This window comes from Kitasatospora sp. NPDC059648 (assembly GCF_042734825.1).
In the GTDB taxonomy this organism is placed as follows: Bacteria; Actinomycetota; Actinomycetes; order Streptomycetales; family Streptomycetaceae; genus Kitasatospora.
On sequence record NZ_JBHWDU010000014.1, the window covers coordinates 76,606 to 97,320 of the forward strand.

General features: G+C 73.4%; 20 protein-coding genes and 1 riboswitch. Of the genes, 11 read left to right on the plus strand and 9 right to left on the minus strand.

Features of this window, described 5'->3' with window-relative positions:
- Positions 1 to 56: 56 nt before the first annotated feature.
- Positions 57 to 1,850 carry an AMP-dependent synthetase/ligase gene (locus ACFV1W_RS11835; RefSeq protein WP_380415457.1) on the minus strand — a complete coding sequence of 598 codons (1,794 nt, stop codon included), beginning with the start codon at positions 1,848 to 1,850 and terminating at the stop codon, positions 57 to 59.
- A 324-nt stretch (positions 1,851 to 2,174) separates the two neighbouring features.
- Here ACFV1W_RS11835 and ACFV1W_RS11840 point away from each other — a divergent pair, with 324 nt between their 5' ends.
- The 5 genes from ACFV1W_RS11840 to ACFV1W_RS11860 all read left to right on the plus strand — a co-directional run bounded on the left by ACFV1W_RS11840 (position 2,175) and on the right by ACFV1W_RS11860 (position 6,434).
- Positions 2,175 to 2,609, plus strand: a complete 435-nt coding sequence (locus ACFV1W_RS11840) for an SRPBCC family protein (protein WP_380415459.1) — start codon at positions 2,175 to 2,177, stop codon at positions 2,607 to 2,609.
- A 33-nt stretch (positions 2,610 to 2,642) separates the two neighbouring features.
- Positions 2,643 to 3,815, plus strand: coding sequence for an ArsA family ATPase (locus ACFV1W_RS11845; RefSeq protein WP_380415461.1), 1,173 nt, complete (start codon positions 2,643 to 2,645; stop codon positions 3,813 to 3,815).
- Between the two features lie 106 nt (positions 3,816 to 3,921).
- The gene (locus ACFV1W_RS11850) at positions 3,922 to 4,335 is read left to right on the plus strand and encodes a DUF5304 family protein (protein WP_380415463.1); all 414 of its coding nucleotides are present in this window, start codon (positions 3,922 to 3,924) and stop codon (positions 4,333 to 4,335) included.
- Between the two features lie 192 nt (positions 4,336 to 4,527).
- Entirely contained in the window at positions 4,528 to 5,469 is a 942-nt protein-coding gene (locus ACFV1W_RS11855) for an ROK family glucokinase (RefSeq protein WP_380415464.1), read from the plus strand.
- 122 nt (positions 5,470 to 5,591) lie between these two features.
- A complete protein-coding gene (locus ACFV1W_RS11860; RefSeq protein ID WP_380415466.1) occupies positions 5,592 to 6,434 on the plus strand; it encodes an endonuclease/exonuclease/phosphatase family protein in 843 nt (280 codons plus the stop codon).
- Here ACFV1W_RS11860 and ACFV1W_RS11865 read toward each other — a convergent pair.
- A complete protein-coding gene (locus ACFV1W_RS11865) occupies positions 6,361 to 7,197 on the minus strand; it encodes a hypothetical protein (RefSeq protein WP_380415467.1) in 837 nt (278 codons plus the stop codon). The genes ACFV1W_RS11860 and ACFV1W_RS11865 overlap by 74 nt on opposite strands.
- The gene (locus ACFV1W_RS11870; protein WP_380415469.1) at positions 7,190 to 7,984 is read right to left on the minus strand and encodes an alpha/beta hydrolase; all 795 of its coding nucleotides are present in this window, start codon (positions 7,982 to 7,984) and stop codon (positions 7,190 to 7,192) included. Before ACFV1W_RS11870 ends, ACFV1W_RS11865 begins: the two co-directional genes overlap by 8 nt.
- A 176-nt stretch (positions 7,985 to 8,160) precedes the next feature.
- Between ACFV1W_RS11870 and ACFV1W_RS11875 the strand changes: the two genes are divergently transcribed.
- The 3 genes from ACFV1W_RS11875 to ACFV1W_RS11885 are packed head-to-tail and all read left to right on the plus strand — an operon-like array spanning position 8,161 to position 10,972.
- On the plus strand, positions 8,161 to 8,994 hold the full coding sequence (locus ACFV1W_RS11875) for a lysophospholipid acyltransferase family protein (RefSeq protein WP_380415471.1): 834 nt from the start codon (positions 8,161 to 8,163) through the stop codon (positions 8,992 to 8,994).
- 35 nt (positions 8,995 to 9,029) lie between these two features.
- Positions 9,030 to 10,262, plus strand: a complete 1,233-nt coding sequence (gene macS / locus ACFV1W_RS11880) for a MacS family sensor histidine kinase (protein ID WP_380415473.1) — start codon at positions 9,030 to 9,032, stop codon at positions 10,260 to 10,262.
- Entirely contained in the window at positions 10,262 to 10,972 is a 711-nt protein-coding gene (locus tag ACFV1W_RS11885) for a response regulator (RefSeq protein WP_380415475.1), read from the plus strand. Before macS ends, ACFV1W_RS11885 begins: the two co-directional genes overlap by 1 nt.
- A gap of 40 nt (positions 10,973 to 11,012) precedes the next feature.
- Here the strand turns inward: ACFV1W_RS11885 and ACFV1W_RS11890 are convergent, their stop codons facing one another.
- Complete coding sequence (locus ACFV1W_RS11890) at positions 11,013 to 12,947, minus strand: anthranilate synthase family protein (protein WP_380415476.1); 1,935 nt, start codon at positions 12,945 to 12,947, stop codon at positions 11,013 to 11,015.
- 300 nt (positions 12,948 to 13,247) lie between these two features.
- Between ACFV1W_RS11890 and ACFV1W_RS11895 the strand changes: the two genes are divergently transcribed.
- Together ACFV1W_RS11895 and ACFV1W_RS11900 are read left to right on the plus strand one after the other, a co-directional pair.
- Entirely contained in the window at positions 13,248 to 14,597 is a 1,350-nt protein-coding gene (locus tag ACFV1W_RS11895) for a class II 3-deoxy-7-phosphoheptulonate synthase (protein WP_380415478.1), read from the plus strand.
- Positions 14,598 to 14,802: 205 nt separating this feature from the next.
- Positions 14,803 to 15,093 carry a bacterioferritin-associated ferredoxin gene (locus ACFV1W_RS11900; RefSeq protein ID WP_380415480.1) on the plus strand — a complete coding sequence of 97 codons (291 nt, stop codon included), beginning with the start codon at positions 14,803 to 14,805 and terminating at the stop codon, positions 15,091 to 15,093.
- Between the two features lie 11 nt (positions 15,094 to 15,104).
- On the opposite strand, the gene bfr is transcribed toward ACFV1W_RS11900, so the two are convergent.
- On the minus strand, positions 15,105 to 15,584 hold the full coding sequence (bfr, locus tag ACFV1W_RS11905) for a bacterioferritin (protein WP_380415482.1): 480 nt from the start codon (positions 15,582 to 15,584) through the stop codon (positions 15,105 to 15,107).
- 242 nt (positions 15,585 to 15,826) lie between these two features.
- On the opposite strand from bfr, the gene ACFV1W_RS11910 reads away from it, so the two are divergent.
- Positions 15,827 to 16,456 carry a sulfite oxidase-like oxidoreductase gene (locus ACFV1W_RS11910; RefSeq protein WP_380415484.1) on the plus strand — a complete coding sequence of 210 codons (630 nt, stop codon included), beginning with the start codon at positions 15,827 to 15,829 and terminating at the stop codon, positions 16,454 to 16,456.
- 12 nt (positions 16,457 to 16,468) lie between these two features.
- Here the strand turns inward: ACFV1W_RS11910 and pknB are convergent, their stop codons facing one another.
- From pknB to thiO, 4 genes are all read right to left on the minus strand, one after another.
- The gene (gene pknB / locus ACFV1W_RS11915) at positions 16,469 to 18,247 is read right to left on the minus strand and encodes a Stk1 family PASTA domain-containing Ser/Thr kinase (protein ID WP_380415544.1); all 1,779 of its coding nucleotides are present in this window, start codon (positions 18,245 to 18,247) and stop codon (positions 16,469 to 16,471) included.
- Between the two features lie 79 nt (positions 18,248 to 18,326).
- The gene (locus ACFV1W_RS11920) at positions 18,327 to 19,133 is read right to left on the minus strand and encodes a thiazole synthase (protein WP_380415486.1); all 807 of its coding nucleotides are present in this window, start codon (positions 19,131 to 19,133) and stop codon (positions 18,327 to 18,329) included.
- A 4-nt stretch (positions 19,134 to 19,137) separates the two neighbouring features.
- Entirely contained in the window at positions 19,138 to 19,362 is a 225-nt protein-coding gene (thiS, locus tag ACFV1W_RS11925; RefSeq protein ID WP_380415488.1) for a sulfur carrier protein ThiS, read from the minus strand.
- Positions 19,359 to 20,543 carry a glycine oxidase ThiO gene (thiO, locus tag ACFV1W_RS11930; RefSeq protein ID WP_380415490.1) on the minus strand — a complete coding sequence of 395 codons (1,185 nt, stop codon included), beginning with the start codon at positions 20,541 to 20,543 and terminating at the stop codon, positions 19,359 to 19,361. Before thiO ends, thiS begins: the two co-directional genes overlap by 4 nt.
- A riboswitch (TPP riboswitch) is annotated at positions 20,538 to 20,650 on the minus strand. Its footprint overlaps the gene before it by 6 nt.
- Positions 20,651 to 20,715 lie beyond the last annotated feature (65 nt).

The window sequence follows — 20,715 nt, forward strand, 5'->3', positions numbered from 1 at the left end:
GCCCCGCCCCCCTTCTCGGCCTTCTCGGGGGCGGGGCCCGACCACGTCCACGACTACTACTTCTTGTAGAGCGCCTCGACCTCGGCGGCGTAGTCCTTGAGCACCACGTTGCGCTTGAGCTTGAGCGAGGGCGTCAGGTGGCCGCTCTCCTCGGAGAACTCGGTGTCCAGCAGGCGGAACTTCTTGACCGCCTCGGCGTGCGAGACGGCCGCGTTGCCGTCGTCCACCGCGCTCTGCAGGGCGGCCAGCAGGTCCGGGTCGTCGGCGAGCTCGGCGACGGTGGCGGTGGCGGGCTTGCCGTTGAGCTCCTTCCACTTCGGGAAGAAGTCCGGGTCGACGGTGATCAGACAGGCGATGAAGGGCTTGCGGTCGCCGACCACCATGACCTCGCCGACCAGGGCGTGGGCACGGATCCGGTCCTCGATCACGGCCGGGGCGACGTTCTTGCCGCCGGCGGTGACGATGATCTCCTTCTTGCGGCCGGTGATGGTCAGGTAGCCCTCGGAGTCCAGCGAGCCGAGGTCGCCGGTGGCCATCCAGCCGTCCTTGAGGGTGTCGGCGGTGGCCTGCGGGTTGTTCCAGTAGCCGGTGAAGACGTGCGGGCCCTTGAAGTAGACCTCGCCGTCCTCGGCGATCCGGACGGAGGCGCCGGGGACCGGCTGGCCGACCGTACCGATCTTCGGCTTGTCCCACGGGTTGAAGGCGGTGGCCGCGCAGGTCTCGGTAAGGCCGTAGCCCTCCAGGACGGTGAAGCCGATGCCCCGGTAGAAGTGGCCGAGCCGCTCGCCGAGCGGGGCGCCGCCGGAGATCGCGTGGGTGGCCCGGCCGCCGAGGGCGGCGCGCAGCTTGCTGTAGACCAGCTTGTCGAACACCGCGTGCTTGAGCCGCAGGACCAGGCCCGCGCCGCCGGCGTCCAGCGCCCGGCTGTAGGCGATGGCGGTCTCGGCGGCCTTGTCGAAGATCTTGCCCTTGCCGTCGGCCTGGGCCTTGGCACGGGCGGTGTTGTAGACCTTCTCGAACACCCTGGGCACGCCCAGGATCAGGCTCGGCCTGAAGGCGGCCAGCTCCGCGGTGACGTCCTTGACGTCGGAGACGTGGCCCAGCTTGATCGGGGCCATCGCCGGGGCGATCTCGGCGATCCGGCCGAGCACGTGGGCCAGCGGCAGGAAGAGCAGGACGGAGCTGTCACCGGTGCGGAACAGCGGGGCCAGGCGCTCGACCACGTTGCCGCACTCGGCGAGGAAGTTGCCGTGGGTCAGCTGACAGCCCTTCGGGCGGCCGGTGGTGCCCGAGGTGTAGACGATGGTGGCGATGTCGTCGGGGCCGGCGATCGAGCGGCGCTCCTGCACCGTCGCGTCCGGGACGTCCCGGCCGGCCTCGGCCAGCGCGGCGAGCGCGCCGCCCTCGATCTGCCAGGTGTGCTTCAGCTCCGGCAGCCGGTCGCGGACCTCGGCGACCACCTTGACGTGCTGGTCGGTCTCGGTCAGGACGGCGACCGCGCCCGAGTCCCCGAGGATCCACTCGACCTGCTCGGCGGAGGAGGTCTCGTACACCGGCACGGTGATCGCGCCGGCCGTCCAGATCGCGAAGTCCAGCAGCGTCCACTCGTACCGGGTGCGGGACATGATGCCCACCCGGTCGCCGGGCTCGATGCCCGCGGCGATCAGGCCCTTCGCGGCGGTGTGCACCTCGGCGAGGAACTGGACCGAGGTCAGCTCCTGCCAGCGGCCGTCCACCTTCCGGCTGAGCACCGCGACGTCCGGGTGCACCTCGGCGTTCCGGTGCACAGGGTCGGAGAGGTTACCGCCGCTCGGTACCTGGTAGAGGGCCGGAAGGCTGAAGTCGAGCAAGACTGCTCCTCGTTCGCGACGCTGCGGGACGGCAGGACGTTACTGCCCGGTAGGCAGCTTCGACCAGGGGGGTCGGCCCCGGTGTTCGAAGTGTCACACCCGGGCGGGTCGGACCAGGCCGTGACCGGGTCGTTCGACTGGCACCCTACGGCAGCCCATCGGTGACCGGCCGGTAGCATGCCCCGCCACCCGCCCCGCGGGGCCCGCCGCCCCTGCCCGCGCGGCCGAGCCGATCGCCGGTCGCGATAGCCTGCTCCGGGCGGACCGGGTCGAGCGCGCCTCGACCGGGCCGGCAGGCAGAGGGACGACACGGAGGGTCATTCCATGGCGGAGCACACCAGGTCGAGCATCACCATCGACGCGACCCCGGCCGAGGTCATGGCCGTGATCGCCGACTTCGCCGCCTACCCGGCCTGGACCGGCGAGGTCAAGGAGGTCGAGGTCCTGGGGACCGCCGAGGACGGCCGCGCCGCCGAGGTCCGACTGCTGCTGGACGCCGGCGCCATCCGCGACGAGCACACCCTCTCCTACACCTGGGACGGCGACCGAGAGGTCCGCTGGACGCTCGTCCGCAGCCAGATGCTCCGCTCGCTGGACGGCTCCTACACCCTCGCCCCGCTGTCCGGCGGCCGCACCGAGGTCACCTACCAGCTCGCCGTGGACGTCAAGATCCCGATGCTCGGCATGATCAAGCGCAAGGCCGAGAAGGTCATCATCGACCGCGCCCTGGACGGCCTGAAGAAGCGCGTCGAGGGCTGACGGGAACGGCACGGCGGAACGGGGGCTGACGGCATGACGGCGACGCGCACCATCCTGGTCAGCGGCGACGCGGGTGCGCCCACCGTGGCCGCCGCCACCGCCCTGCACGCCGCCCGGAGCGGCCACCGCACCTGGCTGCTGGCCGCCGACGACCCGCACCGCACCCTGGACGCCGTCCTCGGCACCCGGCTGGAACCCGAACCGATCCGCTACGCGCCGGGCCTGACGGTCTCCCGGATCGACGAGCAGGCCGCCTTCCGCTACGCCGTCGGCGAGCTCACCGGCCGGCTCAAGCCCGCCCTCGACCTGCTCGGCGCCGAACAGCTCGACCCCGAGGAGCTGACCGCCCTCCCCGGCATCGCCCGGCTCGCCCTGCTGCGCGCCCTGCCCGCCGCCGACCAGGACGTCCTGGTGGTGCTCGCCCCGCCGCCCGCCGAGCTGATCGCCACCCTCGCCCTGCCCGAGCAACTGGCCCGCTACCTGGACCGGCTGGTCCCCTCGCAGCGGCAGGCCGCCCGCGCGCTGCGCCCGCTGCTGGCCGGGCTGGCCGGCGTCCCGATGCCCGCCGAGTGGCTGTACGAGGGGCGCACCAAGGCCGCCGCGGTGCTCGCCGAGTCCCGCGCCGCGATCAGCGACCCGGGCACCAGCGTGCGCCTGGTCGTGCCGGCCGACGGCCACCCGTACGAGGAACTGCGCCGGACCCGGGCCGGGCTCGCGCTGTACGGACACCGGCCGGACGCCGTCGTGGTGCACGGTGCCCTGCCGCCGGGCGCCCTGGCCTCGCCCGACGCCTGGCTGGCCGCGCTGGCCCGCCGCCGCCAGGAGGAGCTGGACCGGCTCGCCGCCGTGACCGACGCCCCGGTACTGGTCACCGGCTCGGCCGAGGGCACCCTGGAGGCCGTCGCCGACCGCCTGTACGGGGACGGGCCCGGCCCCGAGCGGCTGGATCCGGAGCCCTGGCCGGTCGAGGACCGGCTCGACGAGGACGGCCTGCTGGTCTGGCACCTCGACCTGCCCGGCGCCGACCGTGCCGGTCTGGACCTGGTCCGCCGGGGCGACGACCTGGTGGTCGGCCTCGGTGCCCACCGCCGGGTGCTGCCGCTTCCCGCCGCGCTGCGCCGCTGCACCGTCGCCGGGGCGGGGCTGCACGAGGGCGTGCTGTCGGTGCGGTTCGCGCCCGACCCTTCGCTCTGGCCGCAGGGCTGACGGATTCTCCGGCCCGGCCGATCAGCGGGGCCGAGGGGTGTCGTCGGTCGGGTAGCGTCGGGCCGGAGGGCCGCGGGGTGCGGCCACGGCTGAGGAGGCGCCCGCGATGACCAGCACCGACGACCGTACCGAGCCCGGCGCGGAGCAGGGGAGCGGGCCGTCCCACCCGTTCGGGCCGGAGCTCGGCCCGCTGGTCGACGAGGTGCGCAGGTTCGCCAGCGCCGTCGGCGAGAAGGCGCAGGAGACCAGCGCCACCACCCTGATCACCCTCTCCGGGCTGGCCGACCGCCTGCGCACCCAGCAGCCGGAGGTCTACTCCCACCTCGCCGCGGCCGGCTCCGGGCTGGCCGCCGCGGGCGCCGAGCTGCTGGCCGCGTACCGGGCCGCGGTGGCCGGGCACGAGCAGCGCTGGACCGCCGGGGAGGGGGCGTCGGTGGAGAAGATCGACCTGGACGAGCCGGGCCGGACCGCGGACGCCGGAGAGGCCGGCGAGGCTGACGAGGCGTCCGCCAAGCAATGAATCCGTAACCTTCGGAGCGTGATCGCTCTGTTCTCGTACGTCACGAAGGGGGAGATTAGATAAGACTTTTGAAGCGTCGCGGCTCGGTTTTCCCAGAATTGTCTTCGGATAATGTATGCGAGGCTGTGTACGGGGGCAGGGTTGGGCGGTACCGTTCCGTCCAGCGGGAACGAGTGAATAGCTGAGGGACACATGGCTCTGACCATCGGCGTCGATGTCGGCGGTACCAAGATCGCGGCAGGCGTGGTCGACGATGCGGGTGCGATCCTGGCGCGGACCCGGGTCCCCACCCCGGCCGACCCCCAGTGGGCGGTCGACGCCATCGCGCAGGCCGTGCGCGAGCTCAAGGAGCAGCACCCCGACGTCACCGCGGTCGGCGTCGGCGCTCCCGGCTTCGTCGACAGCAACCGCTCCACGGTGATCTTCGCGCCCAACATCGACTGGGAGAACGAGCCGCTGCGCGGCCGGATCGAGGAGCTCACCGGTCTCTCCACGGTGGTCGAGAACGACGCCAACTGCGCCGCCTGGGCGGAGTTCCGCTTCGGTGCGGCCGCCGACTACCAGGACATGGTGCTGATCACCGTCGGCACCGGCATCGGCGGCGGCATCGTCCTCGACGGGCGGCTGCACCGCGGCCGCTTCGGCGTGGCCGGCGAGATCGGCCACCTCAACATGGTCCCGGACGGCCTGCAGTGCGGCTGCGGCGGCAAGGGCTGCTGGGAGCAGTACGGCTCCGGGCGCGCGCTGCGCCGCTACGGCCGGGAGAGGGCCGCGGCCGACCCGGTGCGCGGCCGGCGGATGCTGGCGCTCAACGACGGCGTCGCCGAGACCATCCGCGGCATCCACATCACCGAGGCGGCGGAGGAGGGCGACCCGCTCGCCCTGGAGTGCTACGCCGAGCTGTCCGACTGGCTGGGCCGCGGCATGGCCGACCTCGCCGCGCTGTTCGACCCGGGCGTGTTCGTCCTCGGCGGCGGCGTCTCCGACTCCGGCCGGCTGCTGCTCGACCCGGTCGCCAAGGCCTTCGAGCACTATCTGACCGGTGGGGTGCACCGCCCGCGCGCCGAGGTCGTACTCGCCTCGATGGGCTCCGCGGCCGGCATCGTCGGCGCGGCGGACCTCGCCCGCACCTGACCGCTGCTCCCCCTGCCAGACCCGCCGGCGGCGGTGCGACCGGGCCCCGACCAATCCCGGACGCGCCGCCGCCGTCGCACTACGGTCCTCTCCAGTGGCACCGCACAGGGGAGGACCGTGAGATGACCGCCGCACCCATCGCTCCGCCGCCGGGCGGCCCGCGCCGGCTGCGCCTGCTCAGCTACAACATCCGCTCGTTGCGCGACGACCGGCGGGCGCTGGTGCGGGTGATCCGGGCCTGCGCGCCCGACCTGGTCTGCGTCCAGGAGTCGCCGCGCTACTGGCGCCCCGAGGGGCAGGCCGCCTGGCTGGCCCGGCGCACCGGGACGGTGGTGCTGTCCGGGGGCGGCCGGACCGCCGCCGGGCCGTTGCTGCTCGGCCGGCCCGACGCGGTGGAGGTGCTCGGCCGGTATGACCGGCTGCTGCCCAAGACCCGCGGCCTGCACGCGCGCGGCTTCGCCACCGCGCTGCTGCGGGTGCCCGGCGCCGCGCCGTTCACCGTCACCAGCTGCCACCTCAGCCTGGACGCCGAGGAGCGCCACGGGCAGTTCGAGCTGCTGCTCGACCAGCTCGCGATCGCCGAACAGGGCGTCGTGGCAGGGGACTTCAACGAGCACCCGGACGGGCCCGGCTGGCAGCTGCTGGCCTCCCGGATGTGGGACGGGTACCCGACGGCGCCCTGGGGCGGCGAGTTCACGTCCGTTCCCGAGAACCCCTACCAGCGGATCGACGCCGTCTTCGCCACGCCCGGGATCACCGTGCTCGGCTGCGGGGTGCCGCACGGCCTGCCCGGCGTCACCGAGTCCGACCTGCGGGCCGCGACCGACCACCTGCCGGTGCTGGCCGTGGTCGAACTGCCCGAGGGCCGACCCGCGCCCCACCAGCCCGGGCTCAGACCACCGCGCCGTGGTCCGGGTCCTCCGGCTCGTCCTCGTCGCGGTCCTTCATCCGGGCGACCAGGGTGACGAAGCCGCCGAGGAAGGCGGTGACCCCGACCCAGGCGGGCCAGCCGGAGATCTCCCGCCAGACCACCGCGTCGATCAGCAGCAGGGCCGGGCCGCCGAGCACCGCCAGCCAGGCGAACTTGGCGGTGGTGTCGGCCGGCGGCAGCGGCGGGGGCTCCGGCGGGACGTAGTGGCCCTCGTCGGTCTCCTCGGCCAGCTCGAAGTCGCGCGGGCCCGAGGTGGCGGACGGGAGCAGGGGGCGGCCCGAGCGGGAGCGGGGCTGCGGGGCGAGGTCGGAGAGGTCGTCCGGGTCGCGCCGGCCGGCGCCGGGGCCGTGGCCGTCCTTGAAGCCGCCCTTGAGCTCGTTCTGCGCCCGGAGGTTCTCGACCTCGGGCCAGTTGGGGTTGGTGAGGTCCACCGGGTCGTCGAACTGGGCGACCAGGGCGGCGAAGATCGCGTCCTGTTCGGCCTGGCTGCGCTCGGGGGCGGTGCGGCGCGGGCGGGGTTCCACGGACGCGGGGGCGTCCGCCTCGGTGGACTCCCCGGCCGGTACGTTCGGCGCGGCGCCGTCGGCGGCCGTGCCTCCCGCGGCCGGGCCGCCCTGGACGGTGCCGTCCCCGTGGACGGTGGCGTCGCCCGGGACGTTCGAGGTCCCCTCGGCGCCGGCGTCCCCCCGGTCGGTGGCGTCCGTCGGCGTTCCGTCCGTCCGCGCGCCGTCCTCGCGGGGCTTCTCGTCCCCGCTGCCCGCCGTGCTGCTCTCGTGCACTTCCGGCCCTTCAGCCATGGTGATCGTCGGATTCGGCCCTGTCCGCCCCCGCCGCGTGCGCGGGAGCCAGCCGTCGGATGAAGTCCTGGCTCGCCGCGAATATTTCCGCCGCGTCGTGGTCCAGCGTCGCGACGTGGAAGCTGCGTTGGCACAGCCGCTCCGTCACGTCGGTCGAGGATATCCGGGCCAGCACCAGTTCCGAGTTGGCCGACGAGACGACGTGGTCCTGCGGGCTGTGGAAGAGCAGCACGGGCTGGGTCACCTCGGGCAGCCGCCGCCGGACGTCCTGCCACAGCCGGCCGAGCGACCAGGCGGCGTGCAGCGGCGTCCGGTCGTAAGCGAGTTCCCGGGCCCCCGGCTTGTGGATGTCGTTCGCGATCCCCGGGATGCTCGGGACGAGGTGCCGGAGCACCGGGAGCAGCACGCCCGCGGGGTTGTCCGAGCGCACCGACGGGTTGACCAGCACCAGCCCGGACACCGTCGGGCCGTGCAGCGCGGCCAGTCGCAGTGCGAGGGCGCCGCCCATCGACAGCGCGCAGACGAAGACCTGCTCGCACTCCTCGGCGAGGGCCAGCAGCTCGCGCTCGACCTCCGCGTACCAGTCCTCCCACCGGGTGACCTGCATGTCCTGCCAACGGGTGCCGTGCCCCGGCAGCAACGGCAGCGAGACGGTGAACCCGGCCGCCGCCAGTTCCTCGGCCCACGGCCGCATGGACTGCGGCGACCCGGTGAAGCCGTGGCAGAGCAGCACCCCGACCGGTCCGCCGCGGTGGCGGTACGGTTCGGCACCGGGCAGCAGCGGCATGGCGGACTCCTTCGCGGGCGGGTGGCGCTGGGGGAGGGACGCTGGGAGGGGGAGCTGCAGGAATCCGCATCGTCCCATGCCCCGAGCCGGGACGTACACCCCCAACGGCGGGCCCGGGCACAGCCGACGGCCGCGGGGCATTAGGATCGACCGGTCCGCATAACAGGAGGCCCGGGTTGTTCTACCGACTGATGAAGATGATCGTCGCGCCACTGCTTCGGATCTTCTTCCGGCCGTGGATCGAGGGTGAGGAGAACATCCCCACCGAGGGTGCGGCGATCATCGCGAGCAACCACCTGTCCTTCTCGGACTCGTTCTTCTTCCCCGCGCTGATCAAGCGCCGGGTGACCTTCATCGCGAAGGCCGAGTACTTCAACACCCCGGGCCTCAAGGGGCGGCTGACCGCCGCCTTCTTCAAGGGCGTCGGCCAGCTGCCGGTGGACCGCTCGGGCGTGCGCGGCGCCGGCGAGGCCGCGATCCGCAGCGCCATCGCGGTGCTGGACCGCGGCGAACTGTTCGGCGTCTACCCGGAGGGCACCCGTTCGCCCGACGGCAAGCTCTACCGCGGCAAGGTCGGCGGCCTGGCCCGCGTCGCGCTGGCCACCGGCGCCCCGGTCATCCCGGTCGCCATGATCGACACCGAGAAGGTGCAGCCGCCCGGCCAGGTGATCCCGAACTTCGGCATCCGCCCGGGCATCCGGATCGGCCGCCCGCTGGACTTCTCCCGCTACCACGGCATGGAGAACGACCGCTTCATCCTCCGTTCGGTGACGGACGAGGTGATGTACGAGATCATGCGGCTCTCCGGCCAGGAGTACGTGGACATCTACGCGACCGCGGCCAAGCGGCAGATCTCCGACGAGAAGAAGAAGGCCGAAGCCGAGCGCCGGGCCGCCGCCAAGGCGGAGAAGGCCGAGGCCGCCGAGGCGGAGAAGGCCGCCGAGGCCGAGAAGGCGGAGAAGGCCGAGCAGCGGGACCAGCAGGAGCAGAAGGGCACCGGGTCGGCCTGACCGTCCAGGACGGGTCCAGGGGAGGGGTCGGGGGCATGGCGGACGGCGCGAGAACGGGCGGTGCGGTCGGCGGAACGCTGGCGGTCGGCGGCATGTCCGTCGAGCTGCCGCTGTGGCGGGCCATCTCCTACTTCCGGGTGCTGGCCCTGTGCTACGCGCTGCTGCGCTACTTCAACTCGTACCTGCACTTCCTGCACCCGGTCGCCGGCTGGATCTACTTCGGCGCGCTGATCCTCTGGACGCTCGCCAGCACCCGCGCCTTCGCCAACCCGCAGCGCTGCACCTGGTACGTCCTCGGCTTCGACCTCGCCCTGGCCGTGACCGGCATCGTGCTGAGCGGGCTGACCGACGCGCCGGCCCGGATCAGCCACGGCGCCCCCACCCTGCCGACCATCTGGGCCGCCGGCACGGTGCTCGGCTTCGCCGCCAAGGGCGGCTGGCGTCCGGCGGCGGCGTCCGGCGCGGTGATCGGGGTGGCCAACATCCTCGGCCACGGCGGCCCCACCGGCGACAACGTCCACAACATCGTGCTGCTGCTGGTGGCTGGCTGCGCGATCGGGTACGTGATCGAGCTGGCCCGCGCCAGCGAGGCCACTCTCACCCGGGCGCTGCAGGTCGAGGCGGCCACCCGGGAGCGCGAGCGGCTCTCCCGGGACATCCACGACGGCGTCCTCCAGGTGCTCGCCCTGGTCCAGCGCCGGGGCGCGGAGCTGGGCGGCGCCCACGGCAGCGGCGGCGCCGACGGTACGGACTTCGCCGAGCTGGGCCGCCTCGCCGGTGAACAGGAGCGCGCGCTGCGGGCCCTGATGACGGGCGGTCCGCTCCCGGCGCAGCGGCTGCCGGAGGCCCGGGCGGACGAGCCCGACCCGGCCGGGCCGCGGGACCTCACCGCGCTGCTGCGCCGGTACGCCGACGAGCGGATCACGCTCTCCGCCCCGGGCACCCCGGTGCTGCTGCCCGGCCCGGCGGCGGGCGAGCTGGCCGCGGCGGTCGGTGCGGCCGTCGACAACGTCCGCCGGCACGCCGGGGAGGGCGCCCGGGCCTGGATCCTGGTGGAGGACGAGCCGGAGGCCGTCACGGTCAGCATCCGCGACGACGGCCCCGGCTTCGCGCCGGGGCGGCTCGGCGAGGCGGAGCGGGCCGGGCGGCTGGGCGTCTCCCAGTCCATCCGCGGCCGGGTGTTGGACCTCGGCGGCACGGCCGAGCTGTACTCGGCGCCCGGGGAGGGCGTCGAGGTCGAACTGCGCGTCCCGAGGAAGGCCTCCTGATGACCAACCAGCCGATGACCGAGCAGCCCGCCGCCGAGCAGCCGGACACCGGCCGGCCGGTACGGGTGATGGTGGTGGACGACCACCCGATGTGGCGCGACGCCGTCTCCCGCGACCTCGCCGAGGCCGGCCTGGACGTGGTGGCCACGGCGGGCGACGGCGAGGAGGCGGTGCGCCGCGCCCGGGCCTGCTCGCCGCAGGTCGTCGTGCTGGACCTCAACCTGCCCGGCCTGCCCGGCGCCGAGGTGTGCCGCCAGGTGGTCGCGCACGACCCGGCGGTGCGGGTGCTGGTGCTGTCGGCCAGCGGCGAGCACCAGGACGTGCTGGAGGCGGTGAAGTCCGGCGCGACCGGGTACCTGGTGAAGTCGGCCGGCCGGGAGGAGCTGCTGGACGCGGTGCGCCGTACGGCCGTCGGCGACGCGGTGTTCACCCCGGGCCTGGCCGGGCTGGTGCTGGGCGAGTTCCGCCGGCTGGCCGCCGAGCCGGCCCCGGCCTCGGCGCCGGCCGCCCCGCAGCTGACCGCCCGGGAGACGGAGGTGCTGCGGCTGGTGGCCAAGGGCCTGTCGTACCGGCAGATCGCGGACCGGCTGGTGCTGTCGCACCGGACCGTCCAGAACCACGTGCAGAACACGCTGGGCAAGCTGCAGCTGCACAACCGGGTGGAGCTGGTCCGGTACGCGATCGAGCGGGGGCTGGACGAGGAGCTGTGAGCGGGGCCCGGGCGGTTGCCGCCCGGGCCCGCGCGAATCCTCAGCCGCGGACGGCCGCTGCCTCCCGCAGCAGGCCCGCGACGATGTCCACGCCGTCCCGGGTCAGCACCGACTCCGGGTGGAACTGCAGACCCGCGAAGCCGGGGCCGCGCAGCGCGTGGACGTCGCCGGTGGCGGTGTCCCTGGAGACCTCGACGCCCGCGGTGGCGAGCCGGGCCGCGTCGGCGTCCGAGCAGCGCGCGGTGAAGGTGTTGTAGAAGCCGACCGTCCGCTTGGTGCCGAACAGGTCGATGCGCTCCTGGGCGCCCTGGTACGGGACGGCCTTGCGGCCCAGCGCGAGCCCGAGTTCGGCGCAGAGCAGCTGGTGGCTGAGGCAGACCGCGAGCAGCGGGGCGGTGCGGGCGCCGGAACGGACGGCGGCCAGGGCGTCCGCCACGACCGGTCGCAGCACCGCCATCTTGGGGTCGCCGGCGAGCGCCGGGTCGCCCGGGCCCGGGCCGAGCACCAGCGGCCCGCGGTGCGCCGCGACCAGCTCGCGCAGGCCGGGCCGGTCGAAGCGGACCACCGTGACCCGGTGGCCGAGCGAGGTCAGCAGGTGGTCGAGCATCGAGGTGAAGGTGTCCTCGCCGTCCACGACCAGGGTCGGTGCGGCCTCGGTGACCCGGGACGGCGTCTGCATCCGCAGCCAGAACGGCGCCAGGTCGGCCCGGCGGGCGTCCAGGGCGGTCTGCACCCGGTGGTCGTCGGCGAGCCGGGGCCCGCCGGGGTGGGGCAGCCGGACGGGCGCGGGCCGGGCGCCGATCGCGGTGAGCACCCCGGCGGCCTTGGCGTGGGTCTCGGCGACCTCGGACTCCGGGACGGAGCGGCGCACCAGGGTGGCGCCGACCCGGACGACCAGCCGCCCGGTGGCCGGGTCGATGTCGGCGGTGCGGATGCAGATCGGCGAGTCCAGCAGCTGGCCGCCGCTCGCGGAGCGGCCGATCAGGGCGAGCGCGCCGGAGTAGTAGCCGCGCCCGCCGGGCTCGTAGCGCCGGATCACCCGGGTGGCGTTCTGCACCGGGCTGCCGGTGACGGTGGCGGCGAACATCGTCTCGCGCAGCACCTCGCGGACGTCCAGCGAGGTGCGCCCGCGCAGCTCGTACTCGGTGTGGGCGAGGTGGGACATCTCCTTGAGCCGGGGGCCGAGCACCTGGCCGCCGAGGTCGCCGACGGTGCACATCATCTTCAGCTCCTCGTCGACCACCATGGTCAGCTCCTCCAGCTCCTTGGGGTCGTGGAGGAAGCGGAGCAGGGAGTCGAGGTCGGAGCCGCCGGCCGGGTAGCGGTAGGTGCCGGAGATCGGGTTCATCACGACGGTGCCGCCGCTCTGCCGGACGTGCACCTCGGGGGAGGCGCCGACCAGCACCCTGTCGCCGGTGTGCACCAGGAAGGTCCAGTACGCGCCGCGCTCCTGGTCCAGCAGCCGGCGGAACAGCGTGAGCGCGAGTGCGGGACCGAAGCCCTCCAGGGTGGCGTGGAAGTCCCGCCGGATCACGAAGTTGGCGCCCTCACCGTTGCCGATCTCGTCCTCGATCACCCGGCGGACGATCTCGGCGTACGCCTCGTCGTCCACGTCGAACGCGCCGCCGGACAGCGTGACCGGCAACTGCGGCAGGGCGGCGGTGAACCCGGCCAGCGGCAGGGCGTACTGCTCGGTCACCGCGAGGGCCTGCAGCGGGGTGCCGTCGTCGTACGCCTCGAAGCCGCGCTCGCGGATCTGCCGGTACGGGACCAGTGCGAGCAGGTCGTGGACCGGTCCGGCGGACGGGATGCCGGCCCGGACCGGCAGGTCGGCGAGGTGCTCGTAGCTGTCGACGGTGCCCAGCAGGACCTCGACGGTGTCCGGGGCGTGCCGGGGGGTGCGGCGGTGCAGCAGGGCGAAGGCGGGCGCGCCGGGGGTGGTGAGGCGGGCGAGCAGATCGGCGGGGGTGGTCACGAGTTCGGCTTCCTTCCGGGGAGGATGGCGAGGCGGTGCTGTTCCGCTCCCGGAGGGCCGTCTGCTCGGACGCACGACGGCCGCCCCGAGGGGCGGCCGTCGTGTTCGTCTAGGAACGCGCGATCTGTGGGCCACCCATGGGGGAGGCCCACCACCAGGAGTGGGTGTGGGGCGCGTGCATGGGGCGAGCCTAGCCGATTCGACCGGGCGGGTGAGGCCGGTGCCGGGCATTGTCCGAGACGTGTCTCACCCCTCGGGCAATGGTCACGGATCGCTCGCGCGACCCCGTAGCCTTGCCGTGTGACCGCTACGACTGAGACAACGAGGACTGGCCACTCCTGGCAGTCCCTGCCCGCGGCGCAGCAGCCTGAATGGCCGGACCAAGAGGCTCTGCGCAAGACCCTTGCTGAGCTCGCCTCCTATCCGCCGCTCGTCTTCGCCGGCGAGTGCGACCAGCTGCGCGCCCGGCTCGGAGCCGTGGCGCGCGGGGAGGCGTTCCTCCTGCAGGGCGGCGACTGCGCCGAGGCCTTCGACGGCGTCTCGGCGGAACACATCCGCAACAAGCTGAAGACGCTGTTGCAGATGGCGGCCGTGCTGACGTACGCCGCCTCGGTGCCGGTCGTGAAGGTCGGCCGGATCGCCGGCCAGTACTCCAAGCCGCGCTCGAAGTCGACCGAGACCCGGGACGGCGTGACCCTGCCGGTCTACCGCGGCGACTCGGTGAACGGCTTCGAGTTCACCCCGGAGTCCCGCATCCCGGACCCGGAGCGCCTGAAGCGGATGTACAACGCGTCCGCCGCGACACTGAACCTGGTGCGCGCCTTCACCACCGGTGGTTACGCGGACCTGCGCCAGGTGCACGCCTGGAACCAGGACTTCGTGCGCAACTCGCCGGCCGGCCAGCGCTACGAGCAGCTCGCCCGGGAGATCGACAACGCCCTGGCGTTCATGAACGCCTGCGGCGTGGCGCCGGAGGAGTTCAAGACCGTCGAGTTCTTCTCCTCGCACGAGGCCCTGATCCTCGACTACGAGACCGCGCTGACCCGCGTGGACTCGCGCACCGGCGACCTGTACGACGTCTCCGGCCACATGGTGTGGATCGGTGAGCGCACCCGGCAGCTGGACCACGCGCACATCGAGTTCGCCTCCAAGATCCGCAACCCGATCGGGGTCAAGCTGGGCCCGACCACCTCGGTGGACGAGGCGCTCACCCTGATCGAGAAGCTGGACCCGGAGCGCGAGCCCGGCCGCCTGACCTTCATCACCCGGATGGGCGCGGGCAAGATCCGCGACCACCTGCCCGCCCTGGTGGAGAAGGTCACCGCCTCCGGCGCCAAGCCGGTGTGGATCTGCGACCCGATGCACGGCAACACCTTCGAGGCCTCCAGCGGTCACAAGACCCGCCGCTTCGACGACGTCCTGGACGAGGTCAAGGGCTTCTTCGAGGTGCACCGCTCGCTCGGCACCCACCCGGGCGGCATCCACGTGGAGCTGACCGGCGACGACGTCACCGAGTGCGTCGGCGGTGGCGACGAGGTGCTGGTCGACGACCTGCACCAGCGCTACGAGACGGCCTGCGACCCGCGGCTCAACCGCAGCCAGTCGCTGGACCTGGCGTTCCTGGTGGCGGAGATGTACCGCGGCCAGTGAGCCGGCGGGCTGCCGCCCCGAGCCGCTCGGAGGCGGGCGGCGAACGACTGTGACGAAGGCCCCTCCGGATTCGGGACTCCCGAAGCCGGAGGGGCTTTTTCACACCCGGTCCACCGGGTAAGGTGAGGCTTAGTGAACTAAGGCAAGCCTTAGTCAAGATCCACTCCGCGCTTCACCTGCGCTGCGCCCCCCGGGAGAGACCGCGATGTACGTCTGCATGTGCCATGCGGTCACCGAGGACCAGGTGAAGAAGGCGATCGACGGGGGCGCCGACACCCCGCGCCGGATAGCCAAGGGCTGCAAGGCCGGCACGGACTGCGGGTCCTGCGTCCGCCGCATCCAGGCGCTGCTCGGCGAGCACGGCGCCCGGCCCTGCCCGACCGCCCGGCTGGCCGCGAAGCTCGGCCTCGCCGAGCCGCAGGCCCAGGACGTGCCGGCGCCGGCCGCCCCGAAGCCGGGCCCGATCGCCCCGGTGGTCCCGCTGCGGGTGGCCTGACCGGGAGCCGCCTAGGACTCCGGCTGCTCGATCAGCTGGGCGATGTAGAGGGCCTCGCCGAGCTTGTCCAGGAGTTCCAGCTGGGTGTCGAGGTAGTCGATGTGGTGCTCCTCGTCGGCCAGGATGTCCTCGAAGATGTTCGCCGAGGTGACGTCGTTCTTGGCCCGCATCACCACGATCCCGCGCTTGAGCCGGTCGATGGCCTCGACCTCGATCTGGCGGTCCGCCTCGAACATCTCCTTGACCGTCTGGCCGATCCGGACGTGGAACAGCCGCTGGTAGTTGGGCAGCCCGTCCAGGAACAGGATCCGGTCGGTGAGGGTCTCGGCGTGCTTCATCTCGTCGAAGGACTCGTGCCGGGTGTACTTGGCGAGTTTCGTCCAGCCGAGGTTCTCCTGCATCTTGGCGTGCAGGAAGTACTGGTTGATCGCGGTGAGCTCGGCCGTGAGCTGCTCGTTGAGGAACTCGATGACCTCCGGGTCGCCCTGCATGGTGCTGCCTCCCTGCGTTACGTCCTGCGGTGAGTCCTGCGGTGAGTCCTGCGCTGGGCATCCTGGCACCGTATCGGCGGGAAATTCCAGTAAGTTCACACTCACTGGGACATGTGGCGGAATATCCGATTTGGGCGGTGATCTGGGGGTGTGCGATCGACCGTTGGCCCGTACGGGCGGGGCGTGAACCGGGGCCAAGGGGCGCGCGCCGGGGCTCGTCCGCCGTCTGTCACCATGGAGCCATGGGTCAGTCCGAACGAGAACCGATTCCGCCGTCTGACCCGAGGCTCCCCCCGGGACAGCGCGTGCAGCGCGGCTGGCCCGCCCTGCACTACGGGCCGGTGCCCCGCTTCAAGCCGCTGACCTGGGACCTCCAGGTGTTCGGCGCCACCGCCTCGGCGGAGAAGCACAGCTGGGACTTCGCGGCGTTCAACGCCCTGCCGCGCACCACCGTGGTCGCGGACCTCCACTGCGTCACCAAGTTCTCCGTGCTCGGCAACGAGTGGACGGGCGTGCCCGCGGCCCTCCTGCTCGACCTGGTGCCCCCGGCGCCCGGCGTAACCCACGTCATGGTCTGGGCCGAGTACGGCTACAGCGCCAACCTGCGGCTGACCGACTTCGCCGACGCCCGCACCCTGCTCGCCACCCACCGCAACGGCGAGGCGCTGACCGCCGAGCACGGCTTCCCGGTACGGCTGGTGGTGCCGAAGCTGTACGCCTGGAAGGGTCCCAAGTGGGTGCGGGCGGTGGAGTACATGCGGGCCGACCGGCGCGGCTTCTGGGAGGAGCGCGGCTACCACAACCTCGCCGACCCGTGGCGGGAGCAGCGCTACTCCTACCAGGAGGAGCCGGGCGACGGGCCGCTGCGCTGAGCCCCGGGCCCGTCAGAACAGCGAGAAGTTGACGGTCACCACGGTCTTCTGGGGGCGCCGCTCGCCGGCCGCCGGGGACTGGCCGCTCACCTTGCCCATGCCGAGCGTCCAGTCGGTGGAGGCCTTCATGGTGAAGCCCGCCGCCTGCAGCGCCTTCTGTGCGTCGTCCCGGCCCATCCCGGTGACGTCCGGGACCGGCACCATGCCCTTGCTGACCACCAGCGAGACCGCGGCGTTCTCCTGCAGCATCTGCCCGGCGGCCGGCGAGCTGCTGATCACCGAGCCCTCCGGCACGGTGTCGTTGTAGGCCTGGGTCACCGTGCCCCTGGTCAGCCGGGCGGCGGCCAGCGCGGCGGCCGCGTCGTCCGAGCCCTTGCCGGTCACGTCCGGCACCGCGATCCGCTTGGGGCCCTTGGAGACGGTGACCGTCACCGAGTCGCTCTTGCGGGTGCGCGCACCGACCCCGGGGTCGGTGGAGATCACCTGCCCGGCCGGGACGGACTCGCTGAACGCCTCGACGAACCTGCCGTGCATGCCCGCGTCGTCCAGGATCCGCTGGGCCTCGCCCCGGTCCTTGCCGAGCACGCCCGGCACCGAGCCGTACAGCCCCTCGGAGATCCCGTAGGTGGCACCGCCGACCGCCAGCACCAGGGCGGTCAGCGCGGACGCCCAGATCAGCGGCTTGCGCGGGACGCGGCGCAGCCGGCTCGGCCGCTTCACCCGGACCGGGGTCGGCTCGTCGTACGGGCGGGGCTCGGCGAGCAGCTCGTCCATCACCTCCGCCGGCACGTCCAGCACGCTGGTGCGCTCCGGCGCCGGGGAGTCGGCGGGCCGGGGCAGCGGCTGGATCACCGAGGTCGGTTCACTGGTCGGGTAGCGCGGGCTGGGCCGGGTGGAGGCCGGCGGCTCGGCGTCGAGCTCGGCCGGGGTGAGGGTGCGGCGGACCCGCTGGAGGGCGGCGAGCAGCTCCACCGCGTCGTACGGGCGGCCCTCGACGGCCCGCGCGCAGGCGCCGGCCACTATGGCGTCCAGTGCGGGGGCGACGGTGGGGGCGGTCAGCGAAGGAGCGGGGACGTCCTCGTGCAGGTGCTTGTACATGACCTGGACGGGGTTGTCGCCGGTGTGCGGGCGGCGGCCGGTGAGCATCTCGTACAGCAGGATGCCGGCCGCGTAGACGTCGACCCGCTGGTCGGTGGGGGCGTCCGGGAGGATCTGCTCGGGGGCCAGGTAGGAGACCGTGCCCATGACGGTGCCGCCGGTGGCGGTGCTGGTCGAGGTGGGCGCGCCGTCGGCGCTGCCGAGTACCCGGACCAGGCCGAAGTCGGCGACCTTGACCAGACCGCTCTCGGTGATCAGCACGTTCTCCGGCTTGACGTCCCGGTGGACCAGCCCGGCGCGGTGGGCGGCGCCGAGGGCGGCGAGCACCGGCTCCAGCACGTCCAGCGCGGCCCGCACCGACAGCGCGCCGCGGTCGCGCAGCAGGTCGCGCAGGGTGCGGCCGGGCACGTACTCCATGGCGAGGAAAACGTTTCCGCCGTCCGCGCCCTGGTCGAAGACGTTGACCACGTTGGGGTGGGTGAGCTTGGCGACCGCCTTGGCCTCGCGGATGAAGCGGGCGGTGAAGCCCTCGTCCCCGGCCAGCTGGGGGTGCATCACCTTGAGGGCGACCACCCGGTCCAGCCGGGTGTCGGTGCCCTTGTAGACGGTGGACATCCCTCCGGTCGCGATGCGCTGCTCGACCCGGTACCGGTTGTCGAGCAGGGTACCGATCAGGGGGTCGTGCAATGCCATGTCCACCCGGGGGAGTGTAGTGGGGCGGGCGGACGCCGGTCCCGGCGGACACCGCTCCGGGACCGGCTTGTGACATGCCCTACACGGACCCGAAGGCGGGCCGCTCGCGGGTGTCCAGGTCGGCGCGGCCGGCCATCGCGGAGGAGGCCTCGGCGTGGAAGCGTCGCGGGATGCGGCCGGCCCGGTGGGCGAGCCGCCCCGCTTCCGCCGCGTGCCGCATCGCCTCGGCCATCAGCACCGGGTCCTGAGCCCTGGTCACCGCGGAGGCGAGCATCACCGCGGAGCAGCCCAGCTCCATCGCGAGCGCGACGTCGGAGGCGGTGCCGGCGCCCGCGTCCAGGACCACCGGGACTCCCGCACCCTCCACGATCAGCTGGAAGTTGTGCGGGTTGCGGATGCCCAGACCGGAGCCGATCGGCGAGCCCAGCGGCATGATGGCCGCGCAGCCGACGTCCTCCAGCTTGCGGGCCAGCACCGGGTCGTCGTTGGTGTACGGGAGCACCGTGAAGCCGTCGTCGACCAACGTCTCGGCGGCGTCCAGCAGTTCGATCGGGTCCGGCAGCAGGGTGCGCTCGTCGGCGATCACCTCCAGCTTCACCCAGTCGGTGCCGAGCGCCTCGCGGGCCAGCCGGGCGGTCAGCACGGCCTCTCCGGCGGTGAAGCAGCCGGCCGTGTTGGGCAGGACGCGGATGCCGTTGCGGGTCAGCACGTCCAGGACGGAGCCCTGGGTGGTGGCGTCGACCCGGCGCATGGCCACGGTGGTCAGCTCGGTGCCGGAGGCGAGCAGGGCGCGCTCCAGGACCTCCAGGCTCGGCGCGCCGCCGGTGCCCATGATCAGCCGGGAGGAGAAGGTCGTCCCGGCGATGGTGAGAAGGTCGTCGGCCACTGGTTCAGCCTCCCTGGACGGCGGTGAGGATCTCGATCCGGTCGCCGCTGTTCAGCGGCGTCACGGGCCACGAACTGCGCGGCACCACGGCCTCGTTGAGGGCGGCGGCGACACCCGTGTTGGCGGCGCTGACGGTGGCCACCAGCTCGGCGAGGGTGGTGGCGGCGGGCAGCCGGCGGGGCTCGCCGTTGACGGTCAGGGCGATCTCGGTCGGGGTGGTCTCGGTCATGCGGAGGCCTTCGTGGTGGGGGCGTCGGGGGAGAACCGGGTGGGCGTGAACGGCCTTGCCGTCTCGGGGACTTCACCGGTCGCCAGGTAGTCGGCGAGCAGGTCGGCGGTCACCGGGGTGAGCAGCACGCCGTTGCGGTAGTGGCCGGTGGCGGCGACCAGCCCGGGCAGCGAGGTCGGGCCCAGCAGCGGGGCGTTGTCCGGCGATCCGGGGCGCAGCCCGGCCGCCGTCTCCCGCAGCGGGAGTTCGGTGATGCCCGGGACCAACTCGTGCGCGTCACGCAGGAGTTCGTACACCCCGCCGGCGGTGACGGTGGTGTCGTAGCCCTGCTCCTCGGTGGTCGCGCCGATGACCAGCTCGCCGTTCTCCCGGGGCACCAGGTAGAGGTGCCGGCCGCGCACCACCGCGCGGACGTTTCGGGAGAGGAACGGCCGGTAGGCGTCGGGGACGTGGAGGCGCAGCACCTGCCCCTTCACCGGGCGGACCGGGGGCAGCACCCCCTCGGGCAGGCCCGGCAGCCGGTGGCTGTGCGGCCCGGCGGCCAGGACGACCTGCTCGGCGATCAGGCTCTCCCCGGTGCTCAGCCGGACGCCGACCGCGCGGCCGCCTTCGACCAGCAGCTCGACGGCCTCGGCGCGCCGCCCCACGACGCCCGCCCGGTCACCGGCCAGCACCAGCGCGGTGAGCAGCCGGCGCGGGTCCACCTGGTGGTCGTCCGCGACGTGCAGGCCGCCACGCACGCCGGGGGCGAGCATCGGCTCCAGCTTGCGGGCCTCCCGGCCGGTCAGCCAGCTCGACTCCAGGCCGAGCCGCTGGTGGAAGGCGTGCAGTTCGCGCAGTTCCTCGCGGTCGTCGGAGTCCAGCGCGACGGCGATCGTGCCGCACCGGCGGTAGCCGGTGTCCTCGCCGCCGCTCGCCTCGGCGAGCTCGGCGGCGAAGGCCGCGTACCGCTCGTTGGAGGCCATGCCCAGACGCAGCAGGGGCTCCTCGCCGTACTGCAGCTCGGTGACCGGGGCGAGCATCCCGGCCGCGACCGCGGCCGCTCCGCGACCGGGGGAGGGGTCGACCACGACCACGTTCCCGAGCCCGCGCTGCGCGGCGCGCCAGGCGACGGCGAGGCCGATGACGCCCCCGCCGATCACCAGCACGTCGGCGCGGCTGCCCGTTGGCAAGCGTGACAAAGCTGCTCTCCTCCCTTCGCCGGTATGACCCGGATCAGGTTCGGACGGTCGCGGGCCGTGCCAGCCCGCCTCTCAGCCCGGTTCGCCGGGCTCCCGTGTGGTGCCCCCACCTTAACGCCGGGGGTCGGCCCGGCCGAAGGGCCGTACGAGGAGCGGACGAGGGGCGGACGAG

Excerpts from the sequence above, each read along its gene's own strand:
- pknB (WP_380415544.1), bottom strand. The coding sequence starts at position 18,247 with ATGGCATTGCACGACCCCCTGATCGGTACCCTGCTCGACAACCGGTAC.
- macS (WP_380415473.1), top strand. The coding sequence starts at position 9,030 with ATGGCGGACGGCGCGAGAACGGGCGGTGCGGTCGGCGGAACGCTGGCG.
- ACFV1W_RS11900 (WP_380415480.1), top strand. The coding sequence starts at position 14,803 with ATGTACGTCTGCATGTGCCATGCGGTCACCGAGGACCAGGTGAAGAAG.
- ACFV1W_RS11870 (WP_380415469.1), bottom strand. The coding sequence starts at position 7,984 with ATGCCGCTGCTGCCCGGTGCCGAACCGTACCGCCACCGCGGCGGACCG.
- ACFV1W_RS11860 (WP_380415466.1), top strand. The coding sequence starts at position 5,592 with ATGACCGCCGCACCCATCGCTCCGCCGCCGGGCGGCCCGCGCCGGCTG.
- ACFV1W_RS11845 (WP_380415461.1), top strand. The coding sequence starts at position 2,643 with ATGACGGCGACGCGCACCATCCTGGTCAGCGGCGACGCGGGTGCGCCC.
- ACFV1W_RS11840 (WP_380415459.1), top strand. The coding sequence starts at position 2,175 with ATGGCGGAGCACACCAGGTCGAGCATCACCATCGACGCGACCCCGGCC.
- ACFV1W_RS11865 (WP_380415467.1), bottom strand. The coding sequence starts at position 7,197 with ATGGCTGAAGGGCCGGAAGTGCACGAGAGCAGCACGGCGGGCAGCGGG.
- ACFV1W_RS11910 (WP_380415484.1), top strand. The coding sequence starts at position 15,827 with ATGGGTCAGTCCGAACGAGAACCGATTCCGCCGTCTGACCCGAGGCTC.
- bfr (WP_380415482.1), bottom strand. The coding sequence starts at position 15,584 with ATGCAGGGCGACCCGGAGGTCATCGAGTTCCTCAACGAGCAGCTCACG.
- ACFV1W_RS11855 (WP_380415464.1), top strand. The coding sequence starts at position 4,528 with ATGGCTCTGACCATCGGCGTCGATGTCGGCGGTACCAAGATCGCGGCA.
- ACFV1W_RS11850 (WP_380415463.1), top strand. The coding sequence starts at position 3,922 with ATGACCAGCACCGACGACCGTACCGAGCCCGGCGCGGAGCAGGGGAGC.
- ACFV1W_RS11885 (WP_380415475.1), top strand. The coding sequence starts at position 10,262 with ATGACCAACCAGCCGATGACCGAGCAGCCCGCCGCCGAGCAGCCGGAC.
- thiS (WP_380415488.1), bottom strand. The coding sequence starts at position 19,362 with ATGACCGAGACCACCCCGACCGAGATCGCCCTGACCGTCAACGGCGAG.